This window comes from Streptomyces sp. DH37 (assembly GCF_029813835.1).
In the GTDB taxonomy this organism is placed as follows: Bacteria; Actinomycetota; Actinomycetes; order Streptomycetales; family Streptomycetaceae; genus Streptomyces.
This window is the reverse complement of sequence record NZ_JARVKV010000044.1, coordinates 1-24,394: the sequence shown is the minus strand read 5'-3', so window position 1 is coordinate 24,394 and position 24,394 is coordinate 1. Positions and strand designations below refer to the sequence as shown.

Here is a 24,394-nt window from a genome sequence, read left to right as displayed (position 1 = left end):
TCCGTCCCGGTCCGTCAGTCGCCGTACGCCTTGGCCGCGGCGGCCTCCAGCTCGCGCTGGGCGCCGGCCACGTCCTCCGGATCCGCCAGGAAGTCCTGGAGCGCCTTCCACTCGCCCTCGCCCTTGGTGCCGCCGAAGGCGGCCGGGGCCTGGTCGGACATGTCGAAGCGGAAGTCGTCGCCCGCGGCGATCAGCGCCTCGGCGATGTCGCGCTGCACGTCGTCGGGGTAGACGGACGTGTCCAGCTCCTTGTTCGGCGAGATGAAGCCGCCCTGCTCCGCCCAGATGGCCGCGGCGTCGGTGGAGGCCAGGAAGGTGAGCAGGGCGTGGGCGCCCTCGCTGTCCTTCAGCGCCACCGCCGCGTCACCCGCGCTGACCACCGGGGAGTCCTCGCCGACCGCCGGGAACGGGAAGACCTTGGCGTCCTGGCCGATCTTCGCCTCGGTGTCGCCGATGTTGACGGCGACGAAGTCGCCCTCGTAGACCATGGCGGCCTGCGGCTGCTCGACGTCGGCGAAGACCTGGGTGACGGACTTGGGGAACTCCGTGCGCAGCGCGCCCTGGTTGCCGCCCGCCAGGAGCTGCTTCTCGCCGAACAGCTCGCCGAGGGTGGTCAGGGCCTCCCCGACGGAGGGGTCGGTCCACTTGATCTCGTGCCGGGCGAGCTGGTCGTACTTCTCGGGCCCGGCCTGGGAGAGGTAGACGTTCTCGAACCAGTCGGTGAGCGTCCAGCCGTCCGCGCCGCCGACCGAGACCGGGGGGACGCCGGAGTCGGAGACGGTCCGGGCGGTGTCGAGGAACTCGTCCCAGGTCTTCGGCTCGCTCACGCCCGCGTTCTCGAAGGCGGTGGTGTTGTACCAGACCAGGGACTTGTTGGCGGCCTTGAAGTAGACGCCGTACTGCTCGCCGTCGTGGGCGCCCAGGTCCCGCCAGCCCTGGGAGAAGTTCTTCTCCAGCTGCTTCCGGGTCTCCTCCCTGAGGGGCTTGACCCAGCCCTTCTCGGCGAACTGGTGGAGCACGCCGACCTGCGGCAGCATCGCCACGTCCGGCGGCGCGCCGCCCTCGATCTTGGAGCCGACGAAGGTCGCCACGTTGTCGCCGGTGGGCACGAAGCCGACCTCGGCGCCCGTGCGCTTCTCGAACTCGTCGAGCACCTTGCGGAAGTTCTCCTGCTCCGGGCCGGTCCACACGGCCGCCACCTGGAGCTTCTGCCCGTCCAGCTCGGGCAGTTCGACGGTGGGCTTCCGCTGGCCCTGCGGGTCGCCCCCGGACTCCTCGCCCCCGCCGTCACCTCCGCCGCAGGCGGCCGTCAGCGAGAGTGCCAGCGCCGCGGCCAGCGCGGTGCCCGCTCTCAGGGCCCGCGATCGAGTTGTACGGACAGAAGTGCGCATTGCTCACCGTCCCCACTGTGGGCACGGCCGGTCGTCGGACGGCCGCGCCGTACGTCCCGTGTGATCAGTCCTACGCCTGAACACCTTGCCCGGCAAGAGCACTTCACATGTCGACCCGCCGTTCGTGACCGGCTCGTGACCGTACGGCCCGGGCTTCCCCGGGGCGGCGCCCGCCGGGGGTCACATCAGCGAGGGGGGCGCGGGGGCGCCCGCCTCGCGGGCCGCGCGCTCGATCGCGCTGGCGAGCAGCGCCAGATCGGTCGGCCCGTTGCCCAGCTCGCGCACGGGACGGCGGGTGGGCGGATCGCCGGCGCGCGCCCAGTCCAGGGGGACGACCGTCGGGCGCAGGGTCGCCGTCCGGGGTATGCGGCCCGACACCCTGCCCGCCTGGAAGGCGGTCGCCGAGCCGTCCGGCCGGTGCAGCGTCCCGCGCCCCGGCGGCGGCCCCTCGGCCGGGTCGCCGGACCCCAGGGCGACCCGCAGGGCCGCGCCCTGCCCGGCGGCGGTCCGCTCGGTGTGCTCCGGCCGCCCGGTCGCGGCCACCAGGTGCACCCCGAGCCGCGCCCCGTCCCGTGCCACGGCCTCCAGCGCCCGGACCACCGAACCGGCCGCCGGGCGGCCGGGGTTGCCCAGGGCGGGGGCGACCAGCGTGTCGAAGTCGTCGACGAGGACCACCAGCCGGGGGAGCGGGACCGGCGTCCCCGGGGTCCCGGCGGGATCCGGGGCCTCGCCGCGCGCCCGGAGCTTGAGGGCGCCGAGGTCGGCGCCCGCCGCGGGGCCGGTGCCCGGGCCGGGGGCGCCCCCGGCCCGGCGCTGCGCGACCACCCGGGCGGCGCCGCCGCCGACCGGGCCGCCGCCGGCGGCGCGCTGCCGCGTGCGCGAGACCTCCGCCGCGTACGCCTCGTACGGGAGGTCGCCGAGCAGCTCCGCGCGGCGCTTCAGCTCGCCGCCCAGGGCCTGGGCGAACTCCCGCATCCGCACCGGGTCCCCGGCGGAGAGGTACGTCGAGGCGTGCGGCAGGTCGCCGCAGACCCGCAGCCCGTCGCCGTCGCCGTCCACGAGGACGAGGGCCAGCCTGTCCGGGCGCTCCCCGGCGGCCAGCGAGGCGGCGGCCGAACGCAGCAGCTCGGTCTTGCCGGAACCCGCCGCGCCGCCGACCAGGAGAGGGCCGCGGTCGGCCGCGAGATCGGCGGTCACCGGGCCGTGCGGACCCGCGCCGAGGACCACCTCGGCACGCGGGCCGGCGGGTGCGAACGGGCTCCCGGGGCCGCCCGGACCCCCGGGCGCGCCGGCCGCGGCGGGGTCCGCGGGCCCGTCGGCCCAGCGGGCCAGCAGCGCGGCGGGCGTGGCCCGGGCCAGGCCCAGCTCCTCCAGCAGCCGGGAGTTCCGCGGCAGCGGTACGGGACGGGCCGCGGACGGGCCCTCCACCGCGTCCGCCTCGCGCAGCGGCGCCAGCGCCCGGGCGAAGCGCTCGGCCCAGGCGGCCGACACCCCGTCCACGGTCGCGACCGGGGCGTCGGCCGGATCCGTGCCGCGCGCCACCACCCGTACCGCCGTGGCGACGGCGCCGCTGAGCAGGCCGACGGCGCCGCAGGAGCGGAAGGCGGGCGAGGCGGCGGCCGCGGCCTCCAGGGTGACGGCCAGCGGGGAGGTGGGGGTGGCGGCCGGCGCCTCGGCCAGGCAGACCAGGTGGACGCCGGCGGCCGGCCCGTGCGCCGCCAGCCGGGCCAGGGCGTCGCGCGGTTCGGCCGGGCCGGGATCGCCGTCGACCACGGCGACCGTCAGCGGGCCGCGGGGCGCGCCCGGCCGGGCCCCCGGCGCCGGCCCGTCCAGCCGCCGCAGCAGCTCCTCGGTGCGGGCGGCGGCCTGCTCGCGGTCGTACGCCAGCAGCAGGCGGCAGTCCTGGCCGTGCGCCGGACGCAGGTGCGGCAGCCAGCCCAGCCAGGACCAGTCGCCGCTCCCGGTCCCGCTCGGCCCCCCGCCGCGGGGGGCTCGGCCCGGGGCGATCAGCACGATCTCCAGGGCGCCCGGCCCGTGCAGCGCGGCGAGCTGGGCGAGCACCGAGCGCACCAGGGGCAGCAGCCGGGCGCGGGGCCCGGCCAGCCCCAGCGAACCGGTCCGCCGCAGGTCGACCGTCACCGGCACGACGGACCCGGCGGCGCCGCGCGCCGTGCCGAGCCGGACGGCCAGCGCGTCGGGGTGGTCCGTGCCGCGCTCCCACAGCCGGGGGCCGGGACCCAGCGCGGTGAGCAGGATCTCCGACGGGTCGGGCCAGCGCTCCCCGTCCGCCGCGGGCCCGGTGGCCGGGCCGGGCCGTTCCCGCTCCGCCCCGGCCGCGTCCGCCCGGTCCTCCTCCGGCCGCCCTCCGGCGAGCCGCCGCGCCCAGGCCCCCAGGCCCCCGCCGCGCCGGGGCCGCTCGGCGGACGGACCGCCGCGCGGGGGCACGAGCCCGGCGCCGTGGGTGCCGCCGCCGGAGGGGAAGGGGTGGTCGGCGCGGTCGTGCTCGATCTCCTCGGCCGTGCCGGGGCCGCCGGGGACGTACGGGGTGGCCGCCGCGCCGGGTCCGCGTCCCTGCCCGGCGGCCCGCCCGTCCTCTTCCGGCCGGCGGGGCGGGAGCGCCGCGTCGCCCAGCCCGCTGACCGTCTCGGCGGCGGGTGCGGCGGGTGCCGCCGGGGCGGCGGGGCCGCCCGGGAGCCGCCCGCCCGCGCCGGCGCCGTTCGCGGCGATCCGCAGGTGCCCCTCGCCGTCCGGGAGCGCGGGCAGCCCGCCCGGCAGCCCCTCCGCCCCGGCCCGCAGCCGTACGGCGGACTCGCCCAGCCGCAGCGTCGCGCCCGGCGGCAGGGGCACCGGGCGGTCGTGGACGGCCGTGCCGTCGACCGCCGTGCCGTTGGTGGAGGCCAGGTCGGTGACCGTCACCACGCCCGACTCGGCCACGGTGACCATGCAGTGCAGCCGGGAGACGTCCGGGTCGTCCAGTGGTACGTCCGCCTCGGCGGAGCGGCCCACGCGCACCTGCCCGCCCCGCAGCAGATGGACCCCGCCCGCGTCCGGCCCGGCGACGACGTGCAGCCGGGCCCGCGTCCCGGCGGGGGCCAGGCCGTGGCTCCAGGGGGCCGTCGGTCCGTACAGGGACACCACCGCGCCGTCCACCAGCGGCGGCACCCCGAGAAGCTGGCGCCCGGCGTCCAGCCGCTGCGCTCCGGCGAACACCGCCACCGCGTCCCCGGAGCCGGCGGCGGGCGCGGCGCCGGCGGAGGCGGCCGCCGAGGCGAGCGCGCCCGTCACGGCGGAGAGGGCGGTGCCGGGAGGGGCGGTCACCAGCACGTCGCACCCGCTAGCGGTCTGTTCCGCGTGACCGCCGCGCGGTCCGAGGACAGTCAGCCGGATCTGCATCGACATCGGCCCCTTCAGTCCCGTGATGCTGGATGCATCCTCGCACCGACCACTGTCGCCGCGCCCACGATCCTCCATTGAATGATCTTGATTGGTCGGCTGTGCACGCAAATGTGGCCGGTAATTGCCAGTCCTCCGTGCGTTTCGCTCCGGTGCGGACAGCCGTTCGGCCCGCGGAACCGGTCCGGCGGGCGCCCCCGGACCGGGCCGGAACCGCGCCCCGGCAACCGTCCGCCCGCGCGGCGCGTCCGATACGGAAGACGGCCCGAGACGGCCGGGGACGGCCGGGCGCGGGGAGGAGCGCGGGGGAGCGGAAGGCGGGCGGAACGGCCCGGCGAGGCGCGTCCGCACCCCTGTGTCCTGCCGCGCACGGCATTACAGTGGGCCGACGGAGCGCCGTACAGTGGCCGCTCCGGCAGTCCGGAACGAACCAGGGAGCGCATGACGTGCGGCCGGTAGGCAGCAAGTACCTGCTCGAGGAGCCGCTCGGACGCGGCGCCACGGGCACCGTCTGGCGCGCGCGCCAGAGGGAAGCGGCGGGCGCCGAGGCGGCCGTGGCCGGGCACCCCGGTGAGACCGTCGCGATCAAGGTCCTCAAGGAGGAGCTGGCGAACGACCCGGACGTGGTGATGCGCTTCCTGCGCGAGCGCTCCGTCCTGCTCCGCCTGACCCACCCCAACATCGTCCGCACCCGCGACCTGGTGGTCGAGGGCGATCTCCTCGCCCTCGTCATGGACCTGATCGACGGTCCGGACCTGGACCGCTACCTCCGCCGCAACGGCCCCTTCTCGCCGATCGCCGCCGCGCTGCTGACCGCCCAGATCGCCGACGCGCTGGCCGCCAGCCACGCCGACGACGTCGTCCACCGCGACCTCAAGCCCGCCAACGTGCTGCTCGCCGGCTCCGAGGACGACCCCGCGGGCCTGCGGCCGATGCTCACCGACTTCGGCATCGCGCGCCTGGCCGACTCCCCGGGCCTGACCCGCACCCACGAGTTCGTCGGCACCCCCGCGTACGTCGCGCCCGAGTCCGCCGAGGGCCGGCCGCAGACCTCCGCCGTGGACGTCTACGGCGCGGGCATCCTGCTGTACGAGCTGGTCACCGGCCGTCCCCCGTTCGGCGGCGGCACCGCGCTGGAACTCCTCCAGCGCCATCTGACCGAGGAGCCGCAGCGCCCCGGCAACGTGCCCCTGCCGCTGTGGACCGTCATCGAGCGCTGCCTGCGCAAGAACCCCGCGGAGCGGCCCGGCGCCGAGAACCTCGCCCGCGCCCTGCGGACGGTCGCCGAGGGCATCGGGGTGCACGCCACGCCCGCGCAGGCCGAGGCCGCGATGGGCGTCGCCGCGCTGCTGGGCCCCGACCCGTCGCCCACCCCGGTGCCGGGGCAGGCCCCGGCCGGCGCCTCGGACCCCACCCAGGTGCTGCCGACCACGGGCCGCCCCGGCGACGGCGCCCCCGCGTACGACCCCAACGCCGCCACCAGTGTCATGCCGCACACCGGCGGCCCCGGCCAGGGCGGCTCCGGCGAGGGCGCCACCCAGGTCATGCCGCCCGTGCCCCCCGGCCCGCCGTCCGGACAGGGGGACGGGCCGCGGCCCGAGGAGCCGCACCCCTGGCAGACCCAGCTGCGCGCCGCCCGGGACCGCAACGAGCAGACCCAGATCCAGCCGCTCGACCCGGAGCTGGACCCGCTGCGCCGCCGTCCCCAGCGCCGCGCCGCCCCGCAGCCCGCCCAGCCTCCGCAGCAGCCCCAGCCCCAGCCCCAGTCCCGTCCCCAGCCACGGCAGCGCGCCCGCCAGCAGCAGCCGCAGCAGCCGTACGCCCCCGCGCCGCAGCACAGGCCGGAGCCGCGGCCGCGCCGGCACGAGCCCCCGCGCCCGCCCGCGCCGCAACCCGCCCCCCGGCAGCCCCGGCAGCGCAGTGCGAACCCCATGCGCATCCCCGGGCTCGGCTGCCTCAAGGGCTGTCTGTTCATGGTCCTGATCGCCGTCCTGATCTGCGTCCTGGTCTGGAACTTCACCCCGCTGCCCGAGTGGTGGGACCAGGGGCGGCAGTTCTGGGACGACACCAAGAACTGGGTCGGCGACGCGTGGACCTGGGTGACCGAGCTCGGCAACACGGCCGAGGAGCTGCCCACCGACGTCCCCACGGAGATCCCCACGGACGTCCCCGTGAACAACGGGTGACGGGATGACGGGGGACGGTCGCGGCGCCCGGCGAGGGCGGCGACTCAGTGGCTTTGTCGACTTTCGGGACGGATTTCCGTCACGGAGGCGCGGCTTGCCGCCATCCGGGGGGCGCGCCACCCTCCCGGACGCGTAGTTTTGTCGCCATGTCACGGAAGATCGGCAGTCGGTACACCGCCCACCAGATCCTGGGCCGCGGAAGCGCCGGCACGGTGTGGCTGGGCGAGGGGCCGCAGGGCCCCGTCGCCGTCAAGCTGCTGCGCGAGGACCTCGCCTCGGACCAGGAGCTGGTGGGCCGCTTCGTCCAGGAGCGCACCGCGCTGCTCGCCCTCGACCACCCGCGCGTCGTCGGCGTGCGCGACCTGGTGGTCGACGGAAACGACCTCGCCCTCGTCATGGACCTGGTGCGCGGCACCGACCTGCGCACCCGGCTGGAGCGCGAGCGCCGCCTCGCCCCGCAGGTCGCCGTCGCCATCGCCGCCGACGTCGCCGACGCGCTGGCCGCCGCCCACGCGGCCGGGATCGTGCACCGGGACGTCAAGCCCGAGAACGTCCTCCTCGACGTCCACGCCCCGGCCGGCCCCGGCGGCGCGCCGCCCGCGCTGCTCACCGACTTCGGCATCGCCAAGCTGATCGACGCGCCCAGCCGGGGCGGCGGCAGCAAGGTCGTCGGCACCCCCGACTACGTCGCCCCCGAGATCGTCGAGGGCCTGCCGCCGCGCGCCTCCGTCGACGTCTACGCCCTGGCCACGGTGCTGTACGAGCTGCTCGCCGGCTTCACGCCCTTCGGCGGCGGCCACCCCGGCGCCGTGCTGCGCCGCCACGTCACCGAGCGCGTCGCCCCGCTGCCCGGCATCCCGGACGAGCTGTGGCAGCTGATCAACCAGTGCCTGGCCAAGGCCCCCGCCTCCCGGCTGCGCGCCTCCGAGGCGGCCGCGCGGCTGCGGGAACTGCTCCCGTCGCTGGCCGGCCACCCGCCGCTCGACATCGACGAGCCCGAACCGGAGTCCGACGCCTACGGGGAGCAGGGGGCGTACGGACCGTACGGCGACCGTCCCGCGTACGACGGCGAGCCGTACGACACGCCCGCCCGCGGCGCCGTCCCGCTCGTCCACGGCGGGCCCGCTCCCGACTCCACCCGGGACACCCACACCAGCATGCGCGTCCCCGGCGCGGACGAACTGGCGGGCGGCGCCCACGGCACCGCCCGCGCGCCCCGCACCCCGGGCAGTCCCCGCGCCGGTTCCGCCCGCCACCGGGCGGCCGAGCGCCGCCGCCGCGTCAGGCTGGGCGTCACGGCCACCGCCGTCGCCGCCGCGCTCGGCGTCGGCGGCTGGCTGGCCCTGGCCGACGGCGGCGGCGAGGGCGAGGGCGGTCCTACGGCCCCGTCGCAGAGCGAGGAGGACCGGCCGGAGGAGCCCTGAGGGGCACCCGGGGGACCCGGCTCCCGACGCGGAGTGCCGGCCCGGTTACCGGCCGGTCGGTCCGCGGCCGACGGGGCGGCGGCAAAGGTTCCCGCAACCGTTAGTCTGGAGGGCGTGGCAGTCGTCGACGTATCCGAAGCACTGAAGTCCCTCACCTCCACCATGGAGTCGATCGAGGCCGTCCTGGACCTCGAGAAGCTGAGGGCCGAGATCGCCGTGCTCGAAGAGCAGGCGGCGGACCCGGCCCTGTGGAACGACACCGAGAACGCCCAGCGGGTCACCAGCAAGCTGTCCCTGCTCCAGGCGCAGGTCCGCAGGGTGGAGGAGCTGCACGGCCGGATCGACGACCTCGAGATCATGTTCGAGCTCGCCGACTCCGAGGACGACGCCGACGCCCGCGCCGAGGCGGAGAACGAGCTGCGGTCCGTTCAGAAGGCCGTGGACGAGCTGGAGGTGCGCACCCTCCTCTCCGGCGAGTACGACCCCCGCGAGGCCATGGTCAGCGTCCGCGCGGAGGCCGGCGGCGTGGACGCCGCCGACTTCGCCGAGCAGCTGATGCGCATGTACCTGCGCTGGGCCGAGCGCAAGGGCTACCCGACCGAGGTCCTGGACACCTCGTACGCCGAGGAGGCGGGCATCAAGTCCGCCACCTTCTCCGTCAAGGCCCCCTACGCCTACGGCACCCTCTCGGTGGAGCAGGGCACCCACCGCATGGTGCGCATCTCGCCCTTCGACAACCAGGGCCGCCGCCAGACGTCCTTCGCGGGCGTCGAGGTGATGCCGGTGGTGGAGCAGACCGACCACATCGAGATCCCCGAGAACGAGATCCGCATCGACGTCTTCCGCTCCTCCGGCCCCGGCGGCCAGTCGGTCAACACCACCGACTCCGCGGTCCGGATGACGCACCTCCCGACCGGCATCGTCGTCTCCTGCCAGAACGAGAAGTCCCAGATCCAGAACCGCGCCGCCGCCATGCGCGTCCTCCAGGCCCGGCTCCTGGCGCACCGCCGGGCGGAGGAGCAGGCCAAGATGGACGCCCTCAAGAGCGACGGCGGCAACTCCTGGGGCAACCAGATGCGTTCGTACGTCCTCCAGCCGTACCAGATGGTCAAGGACCTGCGCACCGAGCACGAGGTCGGCAACCCCCAGGCCGTCCTCGACGGCGACATCGACGGCTTCCTGGAGGCGGGCATCCGCTGGCGCAAGCAGCAGGAGCAGCAGAGCGCCGGCTGATCCGGGCCCGCCCCCGGCGGCCGGTCCGCCGGAAGTCCCCGCTCCCGTGTGTCGGTTGTGTCACAACCCCGCCCGCCGGGGTCCCAACTACCCGCTCACCGCGGACATTTCGGATGGGTCCGGCTTGACGGCGGTGTCGGGGCTGGGAAAGCATGCGGGCTGGCACGCGCGTGTTCGGGGCGCGTAGGTACGGGGGTGGACAGAGCCCGACCGACGATCGGTCGCCGGCTCGGCACGACGGACCCCGGCACGCAGGAAGCTCCGCACGGCTGCCCCACTGACGAAGACAACTACTGGGGGTAGTTGGCATATGACCAATTCCAAGACGCGGGTGCGCGTCGCGAGGGTCGCCGCTGGCGCGGTCTTCCTCGCCGGTGTGTCGCTGACGGCCGTCGGCACGGCCTCGGCCCTGGAGCTGACCGCCGCCGTCCAGACCGGCGAGACCGAGGGCGGTGACAACGCAGGGGCGGCCTCGATCTCCACCGGCGGTGCCTCCGGCGAGACGTCCGGTGTCGACCAGGGGCAGACCACCACGGGTGAGACGACCACCGGTGAGACCACCACGGGTGAGACCACCACGGGTGAGACGACCACCGGTGAGACCACCACGGGTGAGACCACCACGGGTGAGACGACCACCGGTGAGACCACCACGGGTGAGACCACCACCGGCGAGACGACCGGCCAGCCCACCACCGGTGGCAACACCAGCAACGGCACCAACGGCAACTCCGGTGGCAACACCAGCAACGGCTCCAACGGCACGTCCGGTGGCAGCACCAGCAGCGGCACCAACGGCACCTCCGGTGGCGACACCGGTTCCACCGGCGGTGACTCCGGGGGCTCCACCGGCGGTGACACCGGAGGCTCCACCGGCGGTACCGGGGGCTCCACCGGCGGTACCGGCGGTCCCGAGGATGAGAACCCGCAGACCTGCGTGCTGGACGAGTCCAGCGTGGACTGCGGCGACGGCACCGACACCGACTCGGTCGGCACCAAGCCGATCAGCCAGGAGGCGCCGAAGGAGGAGCTGGCCGAGACCGGCGCCGCCGAGACGACCTTCCTGCTGGTCGGCGCGGCCACGATGATCGCCGGTGGTGTCGGCTTCCGCCTGATGCCGCGCCTGGCGAGCCGCCGTACGGCCGCCTGAACGATCCGCGCGGCGCCGCGCACGCGTGATGGCGCGTGACGGCGCACACGCGGCGAGGGCCCGGGACGCACGGCGTCCCGGGCCCTCGTATGCCGGCGGGGGTGTTGTCGGCCTGTGTGTCGGCCGTGGGCGGCCCGTACGGCGCTACACGGCGGCCTGGTGCGCCAGCAGGGCCACGGCGATCAGGGTCAGCAGCAGTGCCGCCAGCGCCCCCGGGGAGAGGGAGCCCAGCGAGAACGGTCCGTTCTCCTGGTGCAGCCGCTCACGGTGCGCGCGGCACACCGGGCAACGGCCCTCACTCACCGGCCCTGCGCAGTTGGCGCACACCAGTCGGTCGCACGTCATGCGATGTCCTCCTTATGTAGCGCCAACGCCGCCGGGCGGCCTTCTGTTCCCACCTCCGCCCCTGGAGCCGGAAGCTCTGCCTCCACTGTGCCAGCACCGGGCCCGGAGCGCAGAAAGTCATGGCCAATGCCTGGTTTATGCCTGATGCCCCCGTGACCAAAACCACCAACCCCGGACGGCGACTGCGGACCTCGCGCCGATTCGCGTAGGGTCACCACACCGACGGGGAACCACTCCGCGGCTTCCGCTGCCCCTACCCAGGTCGACGTGGTGTAAATCCGTGATCCGATTCGACAACGTCTCGAAGTTCTACCCCAAGCAGAACCGCCCCGCCCTCCACGATGTCTCGCTGGAGGTCGAGCGCGGCGAGTTCGTCTTCCTGGTGGGCTCCTCCGGCTCCGGCAAGTCCACCTTCCTGCGGCTGATCCTCCGGGAGGAGCGCACCAGCCACGGCCAGGTCCACGTCCTCGGAAAGGACCTCGCCCGCCTGTCCAACTGGAAGGTGCCGCAGATGCGCCGCCAGATCGGCACCGTCTTCCAGGACTTCCGGCTGCTCCCCAACAAGACGGTCGGGGAGAACGTCGCCTTCGCCCTGGAGGTGATCGGCCGCTCGCGCGGCGACATCCGCAAGTCCGTCCCCCAGGTGCTCGACCTGGTCGGCCTGACGGGCAAGGAGGACCGGATGCCCGGCGAGCTGTCCGGCGGTGAGCAGCAGCGCGTGGCCATCGCCCGCGCGTTCGTCAACAAGCCGAAGCTGCTGATCGCCGACGAGCCCACCGGCAACCTCGACCCGCAGACGTCCGTCGGCATCATGAAGCTGCTGGACCGCATCAACCGCACCGGGGCGACCGTGGTCATGGCCACCCACGACCAGCAGATCGTCGACCAGATGCGCAAGCGCGTGATCGAACTAGAAAAGGGCCGTCTCGTGCGCGACCAGTCGCGCGGTGTCTACGGCTACCAGCACTGAAAGGACGCCATGCGCGCCCAGTTCGTACTGTCGGAGATCGGCGTCGGTCTCCGCCGCAACCTCACGATGACCTTCGCGGTGATCGTCTCCGTCGCCCTGTCGCTGGCCCTGCTCGGCGGTGCGCTGCTCGCCCGCGAACAGGTCAACAGCATGAAGGGGTTCTGGTACGACAAGGTCCAGGTGTCGATCTACCTCTGCAACGAGAACGACGCCGAGTCCGACCCCAACTGCACCAGGGGGGCGGTCACCGCGCAGCAGAAGCGCCAGATCAAGGCGGACCTCGACAAGCTCGACATAGTCGAAACGGTCTACCACGAGTCCGCCGAACAGGCGTACAAGCACTACCAGGAGCAGTTCAGGGACTCCCCGCTGGCCGACTCGCTGACCCCGGACCAGATGCAGGAGTCCTACCGCGTCAAGCTGAAGGACCCCACCAAGTTCGAGGTCATCAGCACCGCCTTCTCCGGCCGCGAGGGCGTCCAGGAGGTCCAGGACCAGCGGAACCTGCTGGAGAACCTCTTCCGGATGCTCAACGGCATGAACTGGGCGGCGATAGGGCTGATGGGCCTGATGCTGGTCGTCGCCCTGCTGCTGATCGTCAACACCGTGCGGGTGGCGGCGTTCAGCAGGCGCCGCGAGACGGGGATCATGCGGCTGGTGGGCGCCTCCAGCTTCTACATCCAGATGCCGTTCATCGCGGAGGCCGCGTTCGCGGGCCTGCTGGGCGCCTTCGGCGCGACCGTGCTGCTGGTGGTCGGCCGCTACTTCCTCATCGACGCCGGCCTGTCGCTGGCCGAGCAGATGCCGCTGATCAACTTCATCGGCTGGGACGCGCTGTTGAAGGTGCTCCCGCTGGTCTTCGTGGTCGGCGTGCTGATGCCCGCACTGGCCGCCTTCATCACGCTGCGTAAGTACCTGAAGGTGTGACGGAGGCGCGACCCGGGGGCGCCCGGGGGCCGTTGTGACGCCCCCGGGCACGCTCCGGGTGTGACGAAGGACGCGGCGGTCGTCCGTGCAACCTCCCGTGCGACGCCCACCCGTGTCCTAGACTCCGCAGCATGTCGGGTCCGTCGAAGTTCGCTCCCCACGGCTCCGCCCGGACCGCGGGCCGGCCCGCGGACGGCGGGCACCGGCCCCACCGCGTCCTCCGCGGGGCCGGGCTGACCCTGGTCTTCGTGACCGTCCTGGCGACCGGGGCCGTCACCGAATCGTGGGGTGGCGTCACCGAGAGTGACGCGTCGCCGGTGAGTCCCCGGCTGTCCCGCACGGGGGCGCAGGAGAGCGCCTCCGGGCACGAGGACGCCGCGTACGACGCCGAGGAGCTGGTCAGCCGCAGCGGCGACCGCTGGGCCGCCGCGTACACCGCCCGCGAGTACGAGGGGCTCCGCAGGGCCCTGGACGGCGAGTACGTGGGCGTGGGCGTCTCCGTGCGCCGCACGGGCGGCGACCGGGTCGAGGTGGCCCGCGTCCAGCCCGGGAGCCCCGCCGCCGAGGCGGGCGTACGCGCCGGGGACCGGCTGGTCACCGTCGACGGCACCGCGACCGGCGGCCGCCCCGTCACCGACGTCGTGGCCCTGCTGCGTGGCGGCGCGCCGGGGGAGGCGGCGCCGCCCGGCAGCCGGGTCGTCCTCGGCCTCGACCGCGACGGCCGGCGCTGGGAGGAGGGGCTCGAGCGGGCCCGGCTCGGCGTCGAGACCGTCACCGTCGTCCCCCTGGACGACGGCTCCACCGGGACCGGCGCCACCCGCGTCAGGATCGACTCGTTCACCAAGGGGTCCGGCGAACAGGTGCGGCGCGCGGTCGACGGACTTCCCCCGGACGAGGGAATCCTGCTCGACCTGCGCGGCAACCCCGGCGGCCTGGTCGCGGAGGCCGCCGGCGCGGCCTCCGCCTTCCTCGACGGCGGCCTGGTCGCCACCTACGGGAACGGCGACACCCGCCGCGCGCTGTACGCCGAGCCCGGCGGCAACACCGAGTCGCCCCTGGTGGTGCTGGTCGACGGCGGCACGATGAGCGCCGCCGAACTGCTGGCGGGCGCCCTCCAGGACCGCGGCCGGGCGGTCGTCGTCGGCACCCGCACCTTCGGCAAGGGCTCGGTGCAGGTGCCGGAGGAGCAGCCGGACGGCTCGGTCGCCGAGCTGACCGTCGGCCACTACGCCACCCCCGCCGGACGCATCCTCGAGGAGGAGGGGCTGGCCCCGGACCTGGTGGTGCGGCCGGGGCAGGACGCGCAGGAGGAGGCCCGCACGGTATTGAGTGGCCTCGCCACCCGGTCGTAGTGGGAGAATGGCCTGGCTATGGCTAAAGAGACGGGGCGCAAACTCATCGCGCAGAACAAGAAGGCGCGGCACGACTACCTCATCCTCGACACCTACGAGTGCGGGCTGGTGCTGACCGGCACCGAGGTGAAGTCGCTGCGGCAGGGGCGGGCGTCGCTGGTGGACGGCTTCGCCCAGCTCGACGGCGGTGAGGCGTGGCTGCACAACGTCCACATCCCGGAGTACAGCCAGGGGACGTGGACCAACCACAGCGCGCGGCGCAAGCGGAAGCTGCTGATGCACCGCGAGGAGATCGACAAGCTGATCGGCAAGCTCCAGGAGACGGGTCTGACGCTGGTCCCCCTCCAGCTCTACTTCAAGGACGGCCGGGCGAAGGTCGAGGTCGCGCTGGCGCGGGGCAAGAAGGAGTACGACAAGCGGCAGACCCTGCGGGAGAAGCAGGACCGCCGCGAGGCCGAGCGCGCGGTCTCGGCGGCCCGCCGCCGCCAGCGGGCCTGACGGCCCGCCCGCCACGGCGGTCGCCGCCCCCTCGCGCGCCGCGGGGAGGCACCGCGCGCCCCCGGGAACAATCCGGGGGCGGGCGCCGTTGGACTGTGTGTACGAGGCCGGAGCGGATCGGCCGGGCGGCTCCCCGGAGACGGGGAACGCGCTGGCAGACCACCGCGTCGACCCGTACAATGGCACCAGCGCCGTCCGGCTCCGGCCGGGCGAGCTTGTCAAATGAACATGGGGATGATCGGTTTCGACAGCGGCTGTTGAAGCAGGGGAAGCGAGCCGAGGAACGCGGCAATGATCTCGTTAACCATCTGCCGCAAAAAAATAATCGCCAACACCAAGCGCGATTCCTTCGCCCTCGCTGCCTGAGCAGCGACTCGCGAAGTGTCAGCCCAGGGGCGTTCCCGCCCTGGATCCTGGCATCAGCTAGGGAACTCCACCGTTAACCCCGGTCACGGGGGCTGACGGGACATCAAACAGTGACTGGGCCTGTCGGCGGCTTGTCCGCGTGACCGCCGGGGCCGAGAAAATCACAGCGGACTGCGCTCGGAGAAGCCCTGGTTCTGCACCGTTGGACGCGGGTTCGATTCCCGCCATCTCCACTCACCCCATGGGTCGAAGGCCCCGCCGTCCTCGGACGGCGGGGCCTTCGCCATGTCTCACGCCTGCCTCATGCCTGTCCCACGCCTGCCTCACGCCTGTCTGACACCTGCCTCGCGCCTGCCCCGCGCCGCCCTCCGTCCCGGAGCCGCGGCCAGTGCCGTGGCCGCGGCGAGCGCGGCGGCCACCGGCGGCACCGCGTACCCCCACGAGCCGCCCAGGTGCTCCGCCGCCCAGCCGCCCGCCGCCGAACCGGCGGCCACGCCGCCCAGCAGCGCGGTGACGGCCAGGGTCATGCCCTCGTTCAGCCGGCCGGGCGGGGTGAGCCGCTGGACCAGCGTCATGCCGGTGACCATCGTCGGGGCCGTCGCCATCCCGGCGACCAGCAGCGCGGGGGCCAGCACCAGCAGACTGCCGGCGGCCGAGGCGAGCAGCGGCAGCGTCATCAGGGCGGCCATCGCTCCCACGCACACCGCGAAGCGCTGCCGCACCGATCCTCCGAGGCGCAGGGCGCCGAAGGCGAGCCCCGCCGCTCCCGAGCCCAGCGCCTGGAGGGCCAGGACGGCCCCCGCCGCGCCCTGGTGGCCCAGCCCGTCGGCGTACGCGACCGTCACCACCTCCAGCGCGCCGAAGACCGCGCCGGTGGCGAGGAAGGCGGCCAGCAGCGGGGGCAGGCCCGGGGTGCGCAGCGGCGCGGCCGTGCGGGCGGCGCCGTCGTGCGGCACGACGGGCGGTTCGGTGCGGCGCTGGGCGGCGAACAGCAGGGTGCCGGCCAGCATCAGGACCACGGCGGTCAGGGTGCCCGCCTCGGGGAAGAGCGAGACGCACAGGACGGTGGCCAGGACCGGGCCGAGCATGAAGCACAGTTCGTCCAGGGCCTGCTCGAAGGAGTTGGCGGTGTGCCGCGCGGCCTCGGCCTCCGGGGAGGGACCGCGGTACAGGTGCGCCCAGCGGGCCCGCGCCATGCCCCCGGTGTTGGGGGCGGTGGAGCCGGCCGCGTGGGCGGCGAACAGCGTCCAGTCGGGGGCGTCGTACCGCACGCACAGCAGCAGCGCCAGCGAGCCCGCCGCGGCGAGGAAGGCGGCCGGTACGGCGATCCGGGCCTGTCCGCGGCGGTCCACCAGCCGGGCGATCAGCGGCGCCAGGACGGCGGTGGCGACCAGTCCGGTGGCGGTCACGGCCCCGGCGAGGGCGTACGAGCCGCGAGTGGTGGCGATCATGACGACCGCGCTGATGCCGAACATCCCCATCGGCAGCCGTGCGAGGAAGCCCGCGAAGGCGAAGGCCCGCGTCCCGGGCGGGGCGAACAGGCGCGCGTAGGGCGCGAGCCAGCGGATGTGCGTGGCGCGGCCTCCGGGGCGAGCGCCTTTCCGTGCGCCTCCGGGCCGTGCGGTGGCCGGGGTCCCGCCGTCCGGCACGGGCGGCGCGTCGGAGTCGGTACGGGGGCGGGAGCGGTCGGGTCCGGCGGCGGATTTCGGCATGTACACACCGTGAGGCAGGCGTGTGTGGGGCGTCCAACACCTGGTCGCTGGTCATTCACGCACATTCGTTGTCACCATGGGGCGTGCCCCGAGACACCGACCCCCGGCTGCTGCGCGCCTTCGCCGCCGTCGCCGGCGAACTGAACTTCACCCGTGCCGCCGCCCGGATGTTCGTCGCCCAGCAGTCGCTGAGCCGCGACATACGGCGGCTGGAGGACCAGCTCGGCACCGTGCTGTTCGTCCGCACCACCCGGCGCGTGGCCCTGACGCCCGAGGGGGAGCGGCTGCTGCCGTACGCCCGGCGGGTGCTCGCGGCGCACGACGAGCTGAACGCCGCCGCCGTACGCGACGAGCGCCCCCTGCTCGTCGACGTCGGCGCCCCGGTCGCCACCGGTCAGCAGGTGCTGGACGAGGCCCGGCGGCTGGCGCCCGAGCTGGAGTTCGTCGCCCGCTACCACAGCGGGCTGACCGGCGCCGCCGCGGAGATCGCCGGCGGGCGGCTCGACGTCTCCTTCGGCCGGGTCGCCGGTCTGGAGCCGGCCGTGCTGGCCGTGCTCGACCACCGGCTGATCCGCTACGAGCGGCTCGCCGTGCTGCTCCCGCAGGACCACCGGCTGGCCCGGCTGCCCCGGGTGCCGCTGGACGCGCTGGCGGGGGAGACGCTGTACGCGGGGGCGGGCAACCCGGAGACCGCCGAGTGGACCGACTACGCCCGTCACCTCTTCGAGGGCCGCGGCATCGGGCTCGCCGCGCCGTTCCCGAGGATCGAGGGAGAGGCGGAGTTCGCCCGGGTCGTCCGCAGGCGGGGCTGGTCGGTGCTGGCCAGTGAGGTCTTCACCGCGGTGCCGGGCATGGCCCTGCGCCCGCTCGTCGACCCGGTGCCGCTCTCGCCGGTCTCCATGGTGTGGCGGCGCGGCCTGCGCCATCCGGGACTGGACGCGCTCCAGGCGTCCGTGCGGCGGCTGGCGGACGCGGGCCGCTGGCGGGAGCGGCCCTACGGCTCCTGGCTGCCGGAGCCGGACGCCCGGGTCCTGGGCGCGGCCCCGCCGTCGGCGCGCTGAAGTCCCTGGCCGAAAAGCACCGTTACCTTCCCTCTCGAAACGGCGCATACGGGAGACATCGGACGACGCCCTTCGATGCGGGGGACGATGCGCTCGGCCGGGCCGGTCCCGGCCCGGCGACACGCATCCGGCGGTTTCGCCCGGCACGCCCCGATCGAACGGCCGAATGCGGGGGGCGCGGGCGGTCAGCGGGCGGCGGGCGATGAGTTCAGGACAGTTCCGGGGGCACGCGGAGCGGTCGCCGAGGGCTCACACGCGCCCTGGCCCCCGCGTGAGAGCAAGGTTGCGCGGAGGTCACCTGGGGGCACCGGGGCGAAACGCGCCGTCCATAGCGTCGGGAACCGACATCCGACACCGTGGAGGCGCCATGACCGCTCCGACGACCGCACGCGGCAGGGGCCGCTGGATCGAGCACTGGGACCCGGAGGACGAGGGCTTCTGGGAGCGGGAGGGCCGCCGCGTCGCCCGGCGCAACCTCGCCCTGTCGGTGGTCTCCGAGCACATCGGGTTCTCCGTGTGGAGCATGTTCTCGGTGCTCGCCCTGTTCATGGGCCCCGAGTACGGCATCGACCCGGCCGGGAAGTTCTTCCTGGTCGCCGTCGCCTCCCTGGTCGGCGCCGCGCTGCGGGTGCCCTACGGCTTCGCGGTCGCCCGCTTCGGCGGCCGCAACTGGACGGTGATCAGCGCGGCGATGCTGCTGGTGCCCACCGCCGCCCTCCTCGTGGTCATGGAACCGGGCACGTCGTACACCACCTTCATGCTGGTGGCGGTCCTCACCGGCGTCGGCGGCGCCAACTTCGCCTCCTCCATGACCAACATCAACAGCTTCTACCCGCTGCGGCTGAAGGGCTGGGCCCTGGGGATGAACGCGGGCGGCGGCAACATCGGCGTCGCCGTCGTCCAGCTCGCCGGCCTGCTGATCATCGCCGTCGCCGGATCCGCGCAGCCCAGGCTGCTGCTCGCCGCCTACCTGCCGCTGATCGTCGCCGCCACCGTCCTCAGCGCGCGGTACATGGACAACCTCGGCCCCGTCCGCAACGACACCGGCGCGGCGAAGGAGGCCGCGCGCGACCGCCACACCTGGATCATGGCGTTCCTCTACATCGGCACCTTCGGCTCGTTCATCGGCTACGGCTTCGCCTTCGGCCTGGTGCTCCAGAACCAGTTCGGCCGCACCCCCCTCCAGGCCGCCTCCCTCACCTTCATCGGACCGCTGCTGGGCTCGCTGATCCGCCCCGTCGGCGGGCGGCTCGCCGACCGGCTCGGCGGCGCCCGCGTCACGCTGTGGAACTTCGCGGCCATGACGGTCGCGGTCGCCTTCATCGTCGCCGCGTCGACGCGGGAGTCGCTGCCGCTGTTCATCGCCTCCTTCATCGTCCTGTTCGTGCTCACCGGGCTGGGCAACGGCTCGACGTTCAAGATGATCCCGGGCATCTTCCAGGCCAAGGCCCACGCCATGGGCCTGACCGGGGAGGCGGCCGCCGTCCGCGCCCGCCGGCTGTCGGGCGCCTCCATGGCCCTGATCGGGGCGGTCGGCGGGTTCGGCGGCCTGGGCATCAACATGGCCCTGCGCCAGTCCTTCCTGACCTCCGGCACCGGCACCGGGGCCTTCGTCGTCTTCCTCGGCTACTACGTGGCCTGCGCGGCGGTGACCTGGGCCGTATACCTGCGGCGCACCGCCTCCGCGCCCGCCGCCGCCACCGCGCCCGGCGGGGACCGCACGGCGGCGGGCGAAACGCGGGAGCGCCCCGCCTACGCGGAGGTGTGAGCGGCCGGGGCGGGGAGGCCCGGACACAATGCCCGTAACACCGGGGAAACCACGGCGAACCGAGCCCGTCACGCATCCTTGACAGGCTCGGTCCGCCCACGGCCGTACGGACACGGCTGTACGGCCCGGCCCGGGCGAACCCGTACGGACGACTGCGGACGAGGACCACATGCACCAGGTCGGACCACTGGAAGGCTTCACCGTCGGCGTCACCGCCGCCCGGCGCGCCGACGAACTGGGCGCGCTGCTGGAGCGGCGCGGCGCGGCGGTGCTGCACGCGCCGGCCCTGCGCATCGTGCCGCTGGCCGACGACGGCGAACTGCTCGGCGCGACCGAGGCGCTGCTCGACCACGCCCCCGACACGGTGGTGGCCACCACCGCCATCGGCTTCCGCGGCTGGGTGGAGGCCGCCGACGGCTGGGGCCTGGGCGAGCGGCTGCGGACCGCGCTGGGCGGGGTGGAACTGCTCGCCCGCGGCCCCAAGGTGCGCGGCGCGGTACGGGCCGCGGGGCTGACCGAGGCCTGGTCGCCGCCGTCGGAGTCGCTGGCCGAGGTCCTGGACCGGCTGCTGGCCGAGGGGGTCGACGGCCGCCGGATCGCCGTCCAGCTCCACGGCGAGCCGCTGCCCGGCTTCGTCGAGGCGCTGCGCGAGGCGGGGGCGGAGGTCGTGGGCGTCCCCGTCTACCGCTGGCTGCCCCCGGAGGACATCGCCCCCGTGGACCGGCTGATCGACGCCGTGCTGGCCCGCGCCGTGGACGCGGTCACCTTCACCTCCGCCCCCGCGGCGGCCTCCCTGCTGGAGCGCGCGGAGCGGCGCGGCCTGCGGGACGGGCTGCTGGAGGCGCTGCGGCACGAGGTGCTGGCCGCCTGCGTGGGCCCGGTCACCGCGCTGCCGCTGACCGCGCACGACGTACCGGTGGTGCGGCCCGAGCGCTTCCGGCTCGGACCGCTGGTCCAGTTGCTCTGCCGCGAACTGCCCGCCCGCGCGACCGCCCTGCCCGTCGCCGGGCGGCGGCTGGAGATCCGGGGCCACGCGGCGGTCGTGGACGGCGAGCTGCGGCCCGTACCGCCCGCCGGGATGGCCCTGCTGCGGGCCCTGGCCCGGCGGCCCGGCTGGGTGGTCTCCCGCGCCGACCTGCTGCGCGCCCTGCCCGGCGCGGGGCGCGACGAGCACGCCGTGGAGACGGCGATGGCGCGGCTGCGCTCGGCCCTCGGCGGGCCCCGGATGATCCAGACGGTGGTCAAGCGCGGCTACCGGCTGGCCTTCGACCCCTCGGGCGGCTCGGCGGACGGGACCGGGGGCGGGACCGCGGGGGAGGCGGAGGGGGCGGAGCACACCAGGGAACACCCCGCGGAGCACCCCACCGAGCACCCCACCGAGCACCCCGCCGGGGGCTGAACGCCCGGCCTGCACCGTCCGTGTCCCCCGACGGGAGCGGTTTCGCCGATTCCGCAGAGGACCCGGGGACACGTCGACGGGGAGGACGGTGTGCGCGAGGACGCCGCCGTGACGACCGACCGCGACCACACCCACGTGTGCGGGAGGGACCGGACGAGGAACTGATGCGGGTGCTGTACCGCGAGCACGCCGGCCCGCTGCTCGCGTGCGTACTCCGGCTCGTCGCCGGGGACCGGCACCGCGCCGGGGACGTCGTGCGGGAGACCCGGCTGCGCGCCTGGCGCGACGCGCACCGGCCGGGCCCCGGCCGGGGGCCGCGGGGACACCCCGCTCCACACGGTCGGCGGCACCGGGACCGACCGCTCCGACACCGAGCGGTTCGAGGTCCGCACCCCGGACGGACGGCACCCGGTGACGCTCCCGGCGGCGTGAGCGCCGCCCGCTCCCGGGAGGCGTGGCGCTTCCGTGCCGGGTTCGTGCCGCTTCCGTGCCGCTTCCGTGCCCGTTCCGCGCGTGCGCTCCACCGTCCCCGTCGCGTACGGTGGACGGCTGCCCTGAGTACACCAGAAGGGGGCCGTGCGTTGGGAGCGCAGGACACAGTGCCGCCGGCGGAGCGGACCGCCGACGACAGCCGCGGCGACGACCGGCCCGCCGGCCGGAGCGACGGCCGGAGCGACGGCCGCCGGGAGGTTCACGACGGCATACGGGAGCGGGAGATCCGCGGGGAGCAGGAGCACCTCGACACGGTCTACCGGCGCCTCGAGGAGAAGATCCACGAGGCGGAGTTCCTCATGGCGGACGCCGCCAAGCGCGCCCAGGTCGGCACGCCGGGGGCGCTCGCCGAGCGGGACGCGCAGGTCTTCCGCGCCGGCGTGCACCTCAACCGGCTCAACAGCGAGTTCGAGGACTTCCTCTTCGGCCGCGTCGACCTGCTGCTGGGCAAGGACGGCGAGCGCGGGCCGGACGGCGCGTACACCTCCGTCGAGCCCGCCGACGACGCGGTGCGCCCCGACGGCGCCGGCGGCGCCGTCGCGGACATCGCCGAGACCCTGCACATCGGGCGGCTCGGCGTGCTCGACGCCGACTACACCCCGCTGGTCATCGACTGGCGCGCCCCGGCCGCCGCGCCCTTCTACCGGGCCACCCCCGTGGCGCCGGGCCGGGTGGTGCGGCGCCGGGTGATCCGCAGCCGGGGCCGGAAGGTGCTGGGCGTGGAGGACGACCTGCTGCGCCCGGAGCTGACCGCCCACCTGGACGGGCGGGAGCTCGCGGTGGTCGGCGACGGCGCCCTGATGGCGGCGCTGGGCCGGGCCCGGAGCCACTCCATGCGCGACATCGTCGCCTCCATCCAGGCCGAGCAGGACGAGGTGATCCGGGCCCCCGCCGCCTCCGTCACCGAGGTCGAGGGCGGGCCCGGCACGGGCAAGACGGCCGTCGCGCTGCACCGCGCCGCGTACCTCCTCTACCAGGACCGGCGGCGCTACGCGGGCGGCATCCTCATCGTGAGCCCCACCCCGCTGCTGGTGTCGTACACCGAGGGCGTGCTGCCGTCCCTGGGCGAGGAGGGCCAGGTCGCGATCCGCGCGCTGGGCTCGCTGGTGGAGGGTGCGGAGGCCGACGCCTACGACGAGCAGGCCGTCGCCCGCGTCAAGGGCTCCTCCCGCATGGTGAGGGTGCTGCGCAGGGCGGCGCGCGGCGCGCTGGAGCTGGGGGAGGCCCCCGAACGGCTGCGGGTGGTCGCCCTCGGCGCGCGCCTGGAGCTGGACGCCGACGACCTGCGCCGCGTCCGCGAGCAGGCCCTCGCCGGCACCGCGCCGGTCAACCTGCTGCGCCCGCGCGCCCGGCGGCTGCTGCTGGACGCGCTGTGGGAGCGCTCCGGCGCCGGGCGGCGGCACACCGATCCCGAACTGGCCGCCGAGGCGCGCCAGGGCTTCGACGAGGACGTCTCCACCGAGGTCGACTTCACCGGCTTCCTCGACGCCTGGTGGCCCGAGCTGACCCCGCGCCGCGTGCTGGCCGCCATGGGCGACGAGAGGCGGCTGGCCCGCTGGGCACGCCGCGTCCTCCAGCCGCGCGAGGTGCGCAGGCTGGCGCGCTCGCTGTCCCGGCTGGACGCCGACGGCTCCGGTCCGCTCTCCGCGCACGACGTGGCGCTCCTGGACGAGCTGCGGGTCCTGCTCGGCGCCCCCGCCCGCCCCCGCAGGAGGGAGGTGGACCCGCTGGACCAGCTCACCGGCCTGGAGGAGCTGAGGACCTACGCGGACCGTACCGCCGGCCGCTCCGCCGCCCGCGCCGAGCGGCCCGACGAGGAGCGCACCGACTACGCGCACGTCATCGTCGACGAGGCGCAGGACCTCACCCCCATGCAGTGGCGGATGGTCGGCCGCCGCGGCCGCCACGCCACGTGGACGGTCGTCGGCGACCCGGCGCAGAGCTCCTGGTCCGATCCGGAGGAGGCCGCCGCCGCCCGCGACGAGGCGCTGGGCACCCGTCCGCGCCGCCGCTTCGAGCTGACGGTGAACTACCGCAACCCGGCCGAGATCGCCGAGCTGTCCGCCCGGGTGCTGGCCCTGGCCATGCCGGGCGTGCGCCCGCCCCGCGCGGTCCGCGCCACCGGCCTGGTGCCGCGCTTCGCGACGGCGCCGGGCGGCGGCGTGGGCCGGGCGGTGCGGGCGGAGGCCGAGCGGCTGCTGGCGGAGGTGGAGGGCACGGTCGGCGTCGTGGTGGCGATGGGCCGCCGCGAGCAGGCTCGTGCCTGGCTGGAGGGACTCGGCGACCGGGTGGTGCCGCTGGGCAGCCTGGAGGCCAAGGGCCTGGAGTACGACGCGACGCTCGTCGTCTCGCCCGCGGAGATCGCCGACGAGTCCCCGGCCGGGCTGCGGGTGCTGTACGTGGCGCTGACCCGGGCCACGCAGCGGCTGACGGTCCTGTCGCGGGAGAAGGACCTGCCGGACGCGGAGGGGGTCCCCGACCTGCTGCGGGAGTGAGGCCGGGACCGGGGCCCGCCGGGGATCCGCGGAGTTTTCCCGGGCTTTGCGGTCGGCCGGAATCACCTTCCCCGATCGTTTGTTAGCCTGGCTGTGGCACCGGCCCGATCCAAGCCCCCGGGCCCAACCTTCGTCGCTTCGAGCGACCACTTGCCGCGAGGCGAGCATGGCGGGTCGGTGTCACAGACGTGGACGAGGGGTCCGCGCCGTCCCCCGGCCGCGGGGCCCCCTC

The 24,394-nt window shown here is 75.2% G+C and carries 16 protein-coding genes and 1 other RNA gene; 13 read left to right on the top strand and 4 right to left on the bottom strand.

Going from position 1 to position 24,394, the window contains the following annotated elements:
• Positions 1 to 14 precede the first annotated feature (14 nt).
• Positions 15 to 1,391: an ABC transporter substrate-binding protein gene (locus QC029_RS20670; protein ID WP_279557208.1), complete on the bottom strand. Its 1,377-nt coding sequence runs from the start codon at positions 1,389 to 1,391 to the stop codon at positions 15 to 17.
• 180 nt (positions 1,392 to 1,571) lie between these two features.
• On the bottom strand, positions 1,572 to 4,784 hold the full coding sequence (locus tag QC029_RS20665; protein ID WP_279557232.1) for an FHA domain-containing protein: 3,213 nt from the start codon (positions 4,782 to 4,784) through the stop codon (positions 1,572 to 1,574).
• A gap of 446 nt (positions 4,785 to 5,230) precedes the next feature.
• Between QC029_RS20665 and QC029_RS20660 the strand changes: the two genes are divergently transcribed.
• The 4 genes from QC029_RS20660 to QC029_RS20645 all read left to right on the top strand — a co-directional run bounded on the left by QC029_RS20660 (position 5,231) and on the right by QC029_RS20645 (position 10,777).
• Positions 5,231 to 6,970 carry a serine/threonine-protein kinase gene (locus QC029_RS20660; protein ID WP_279557207.1) on the top strand — a complete coding sequence of 580 codons (1,740 nt, stop codon included), beginning with the start codon at positions 5,231 to 5,233 and terminating at the stop codon, positions 6,968 to 6,970.
• Between the two features lie 146 nt (positions 6,971 to 7,116).
• Positions 7,117 to 8,394: a serine/threonine-protein kinase gene (locus tag QC029_RS20655; RefSeq protein ID WP_279557206.1), complete on the top strand. Its 1,278-nt coding sequence runs from the start codon at positions 7,117 to 7,119 to the stop codon at positions 8,392 to 8,394.
• Between the two features lie 114 nt (positions 8,395 to 8,508).
• Entirely contained in the window at positions 8,509 to 9,627 is a 1,119-nt protein-coding gene (prfB, locus tag QC029_RS20650) for a peptide chain release factor 2 (RefSeq protein ID WP_279557205.1), read from the top strand.
• A 310-nt stretch (positions 9,628 to 9,937) separates the two neighbouring features.
• Positions 9,938 to 10,777: a hypothetical protein gene (locus QC029_RS20645; protein WP_279557204.1), complete on the top strand. Its 840-nt coding sequence runs from the start codon at positions 9,938 to 9,940 to the stop codon at positions 10,775 to 10,777.
• A gap of 144 nt (positions 10,778 to 10,921) precedes the next feature.
• On the opposite strand, the gene QC029_RS20640 is transcribed toward QC029_RS20645, so the two are convergent.
• Entirely contained in the window at positions 10,922 to 11,122 is a 201-nt protein-coding gene (locus QC029_RS20640; RefSeq protein WP_279557203.1) for a hypothetical protein, read from the bottom strand.
• A gap of 280 nt (positions 11,123 to 11,402) precedes the next feature.
• Here QC029_RS20640 and ftsE point away from each other — a divergent pair, with 280 nt between their 5' ends.
• The 5 genes from ftsE to ssrA all read left to right on the top strand — a co-directional run bounded on the left by ftsE (position 11,403) and on the right by ssrA (position 15,471).
• Positions 11,403 to 12,092 carry a cell division ATP-binding protein FtsE gene (ftsE, locus tag QC029_RS20635; protein WP_279557202.1) on the top strand — a complete coding sequence of 230 codons (690 nt, stop codon included), beginning with the start codon at positions 11,403 to 11,405 and terminating at the stop codon, positions 12,090 to 12,092.
• A 9-nt stretch (positions 12,093 to 12,101) separates the two neighbouring features.
• Entirely contained in the window at positions 12,102 to 13,019 is a 918-nt protein-coding gene (gene ftsX, locus QC029_RS20630; protein WP_279557201.1) for a permease-like cell division protein FtsX, read from the top strand.
• 239 nt (positions 13,020 to 13,258) lie between these two features.
• Positions 13,259 to 14,371 (top strand): S41 family peptidase, encoded by a 1,113-nt coding sequence (locus QC029_RS20625; protein ID WP_279557231.1) that lies wholly within the window; start codon positions 13,259 to 13,261, stop codon positions 14,369 to 14,371.
• A gap of 18 nt (positions 14,372 to 14,389) precedes the next feature.
• Positions 14,390 to 14,869 (top strand): SsrA-binding protein SmpB, encoded by a 480-nt coding sequence (smpB, locus tag QC029_RS20620; protein WP_279557200.1) that lies wholly within the window; start codon positions 14,390 to 14,392, stop codon positions 14,867 to 14,869.
• Between the two features lie 230 nt (positions 14,870 to 15,099).
• Positions 15,100 to 15,471, top strand: a transfer-messenger RNA (tmRNA) gene (gene ssrA / locus QC029_RS20615).
• Positions 15,472 to 15,558: 87 nt separating this feature from the next.
• Here ssrA and QC029_RS20610 read toward each other — a convergent pair.
• Positions 15,559 to 16,947 carry an MFS transporter gene (locus tag QC029_RS20610; protein ID WP_279557199.1) on the bottom strand — a complete coding sequence of 463 codons (1,389 nt, stop codon included), beginning with the start codon at positions 16,945 to 16,947 and terminating at the stop codon, positions 15,559 to 15,561.
• Between the two features lie 83 nt (positions 16,948 to 17,030).
• On the opposite strand from QC029_RS20610, the gene QC029_RS20605 reads away from it, so the two are divergent.
• The 4 genes from QC029_RS20605 to QC029_RS20590 all read left to right on the top strand — a co-directional run bounded on the left by QC029_RS20605 (position 17,031) and on the right by QC029_RS20590 (position 24,162).
• The gene (locus tag QC029_RS20605) at positions 17,031 to 18,008 is read left to right on the top strand and encodes a LysR family transcriptional regulator (RefSeq protein WP_279557198.1); all 978 of its coding nucleotides are present in this window, start codon (positions 17,031 to 17,033) and stop codon (positions 18,006 to 18,008) included.
• Positions 18,009 to 18,375: 367 nt separating this feature from the next.
• A complete protein-coding gene (locus QC029_RS20600) occupies positions 18,376 to 19,776 on the top strand; it encodes a NarK/NasA family nitrate transporter (RefSeq protein ID WP_279557197.1) in 1,401 nt (466 codons plus the stop codon).
• 169 nt (positions 19,777 to 19,945) lie between these two features.
• Positions 19,946 to 21,175 carry a uroporphyrinogen-III synthase gene (locus QC029_RS20595; protein ID WP_279557196.1) on the top strand — a complete coding sequence of 410 codons (1,230 nt, stop codon included), beginning with the start codon at positions 19,946 to 19,948 and terminating at the stop codon, positions 21,173 to 21,175.
• Between the two features lie 701 nt (positions 21,176 to 21,876).
• Positions 21,877 to 24,162 carry a UvrD-helicase domain-containing protein gene (locus tag QC029_RS20590; RefSeq protein WP_279557230.1) on the top strand — a complete coding sequence of 762 codons (2,286 nt, stop codon included), beginning with the start codon at positions 21,877 to 21,879 and terminating at the stop codon, positions 24,160 to 24,162.
• Positions 24,163 to 24,394: the final 232 nt, after the last annotated feature.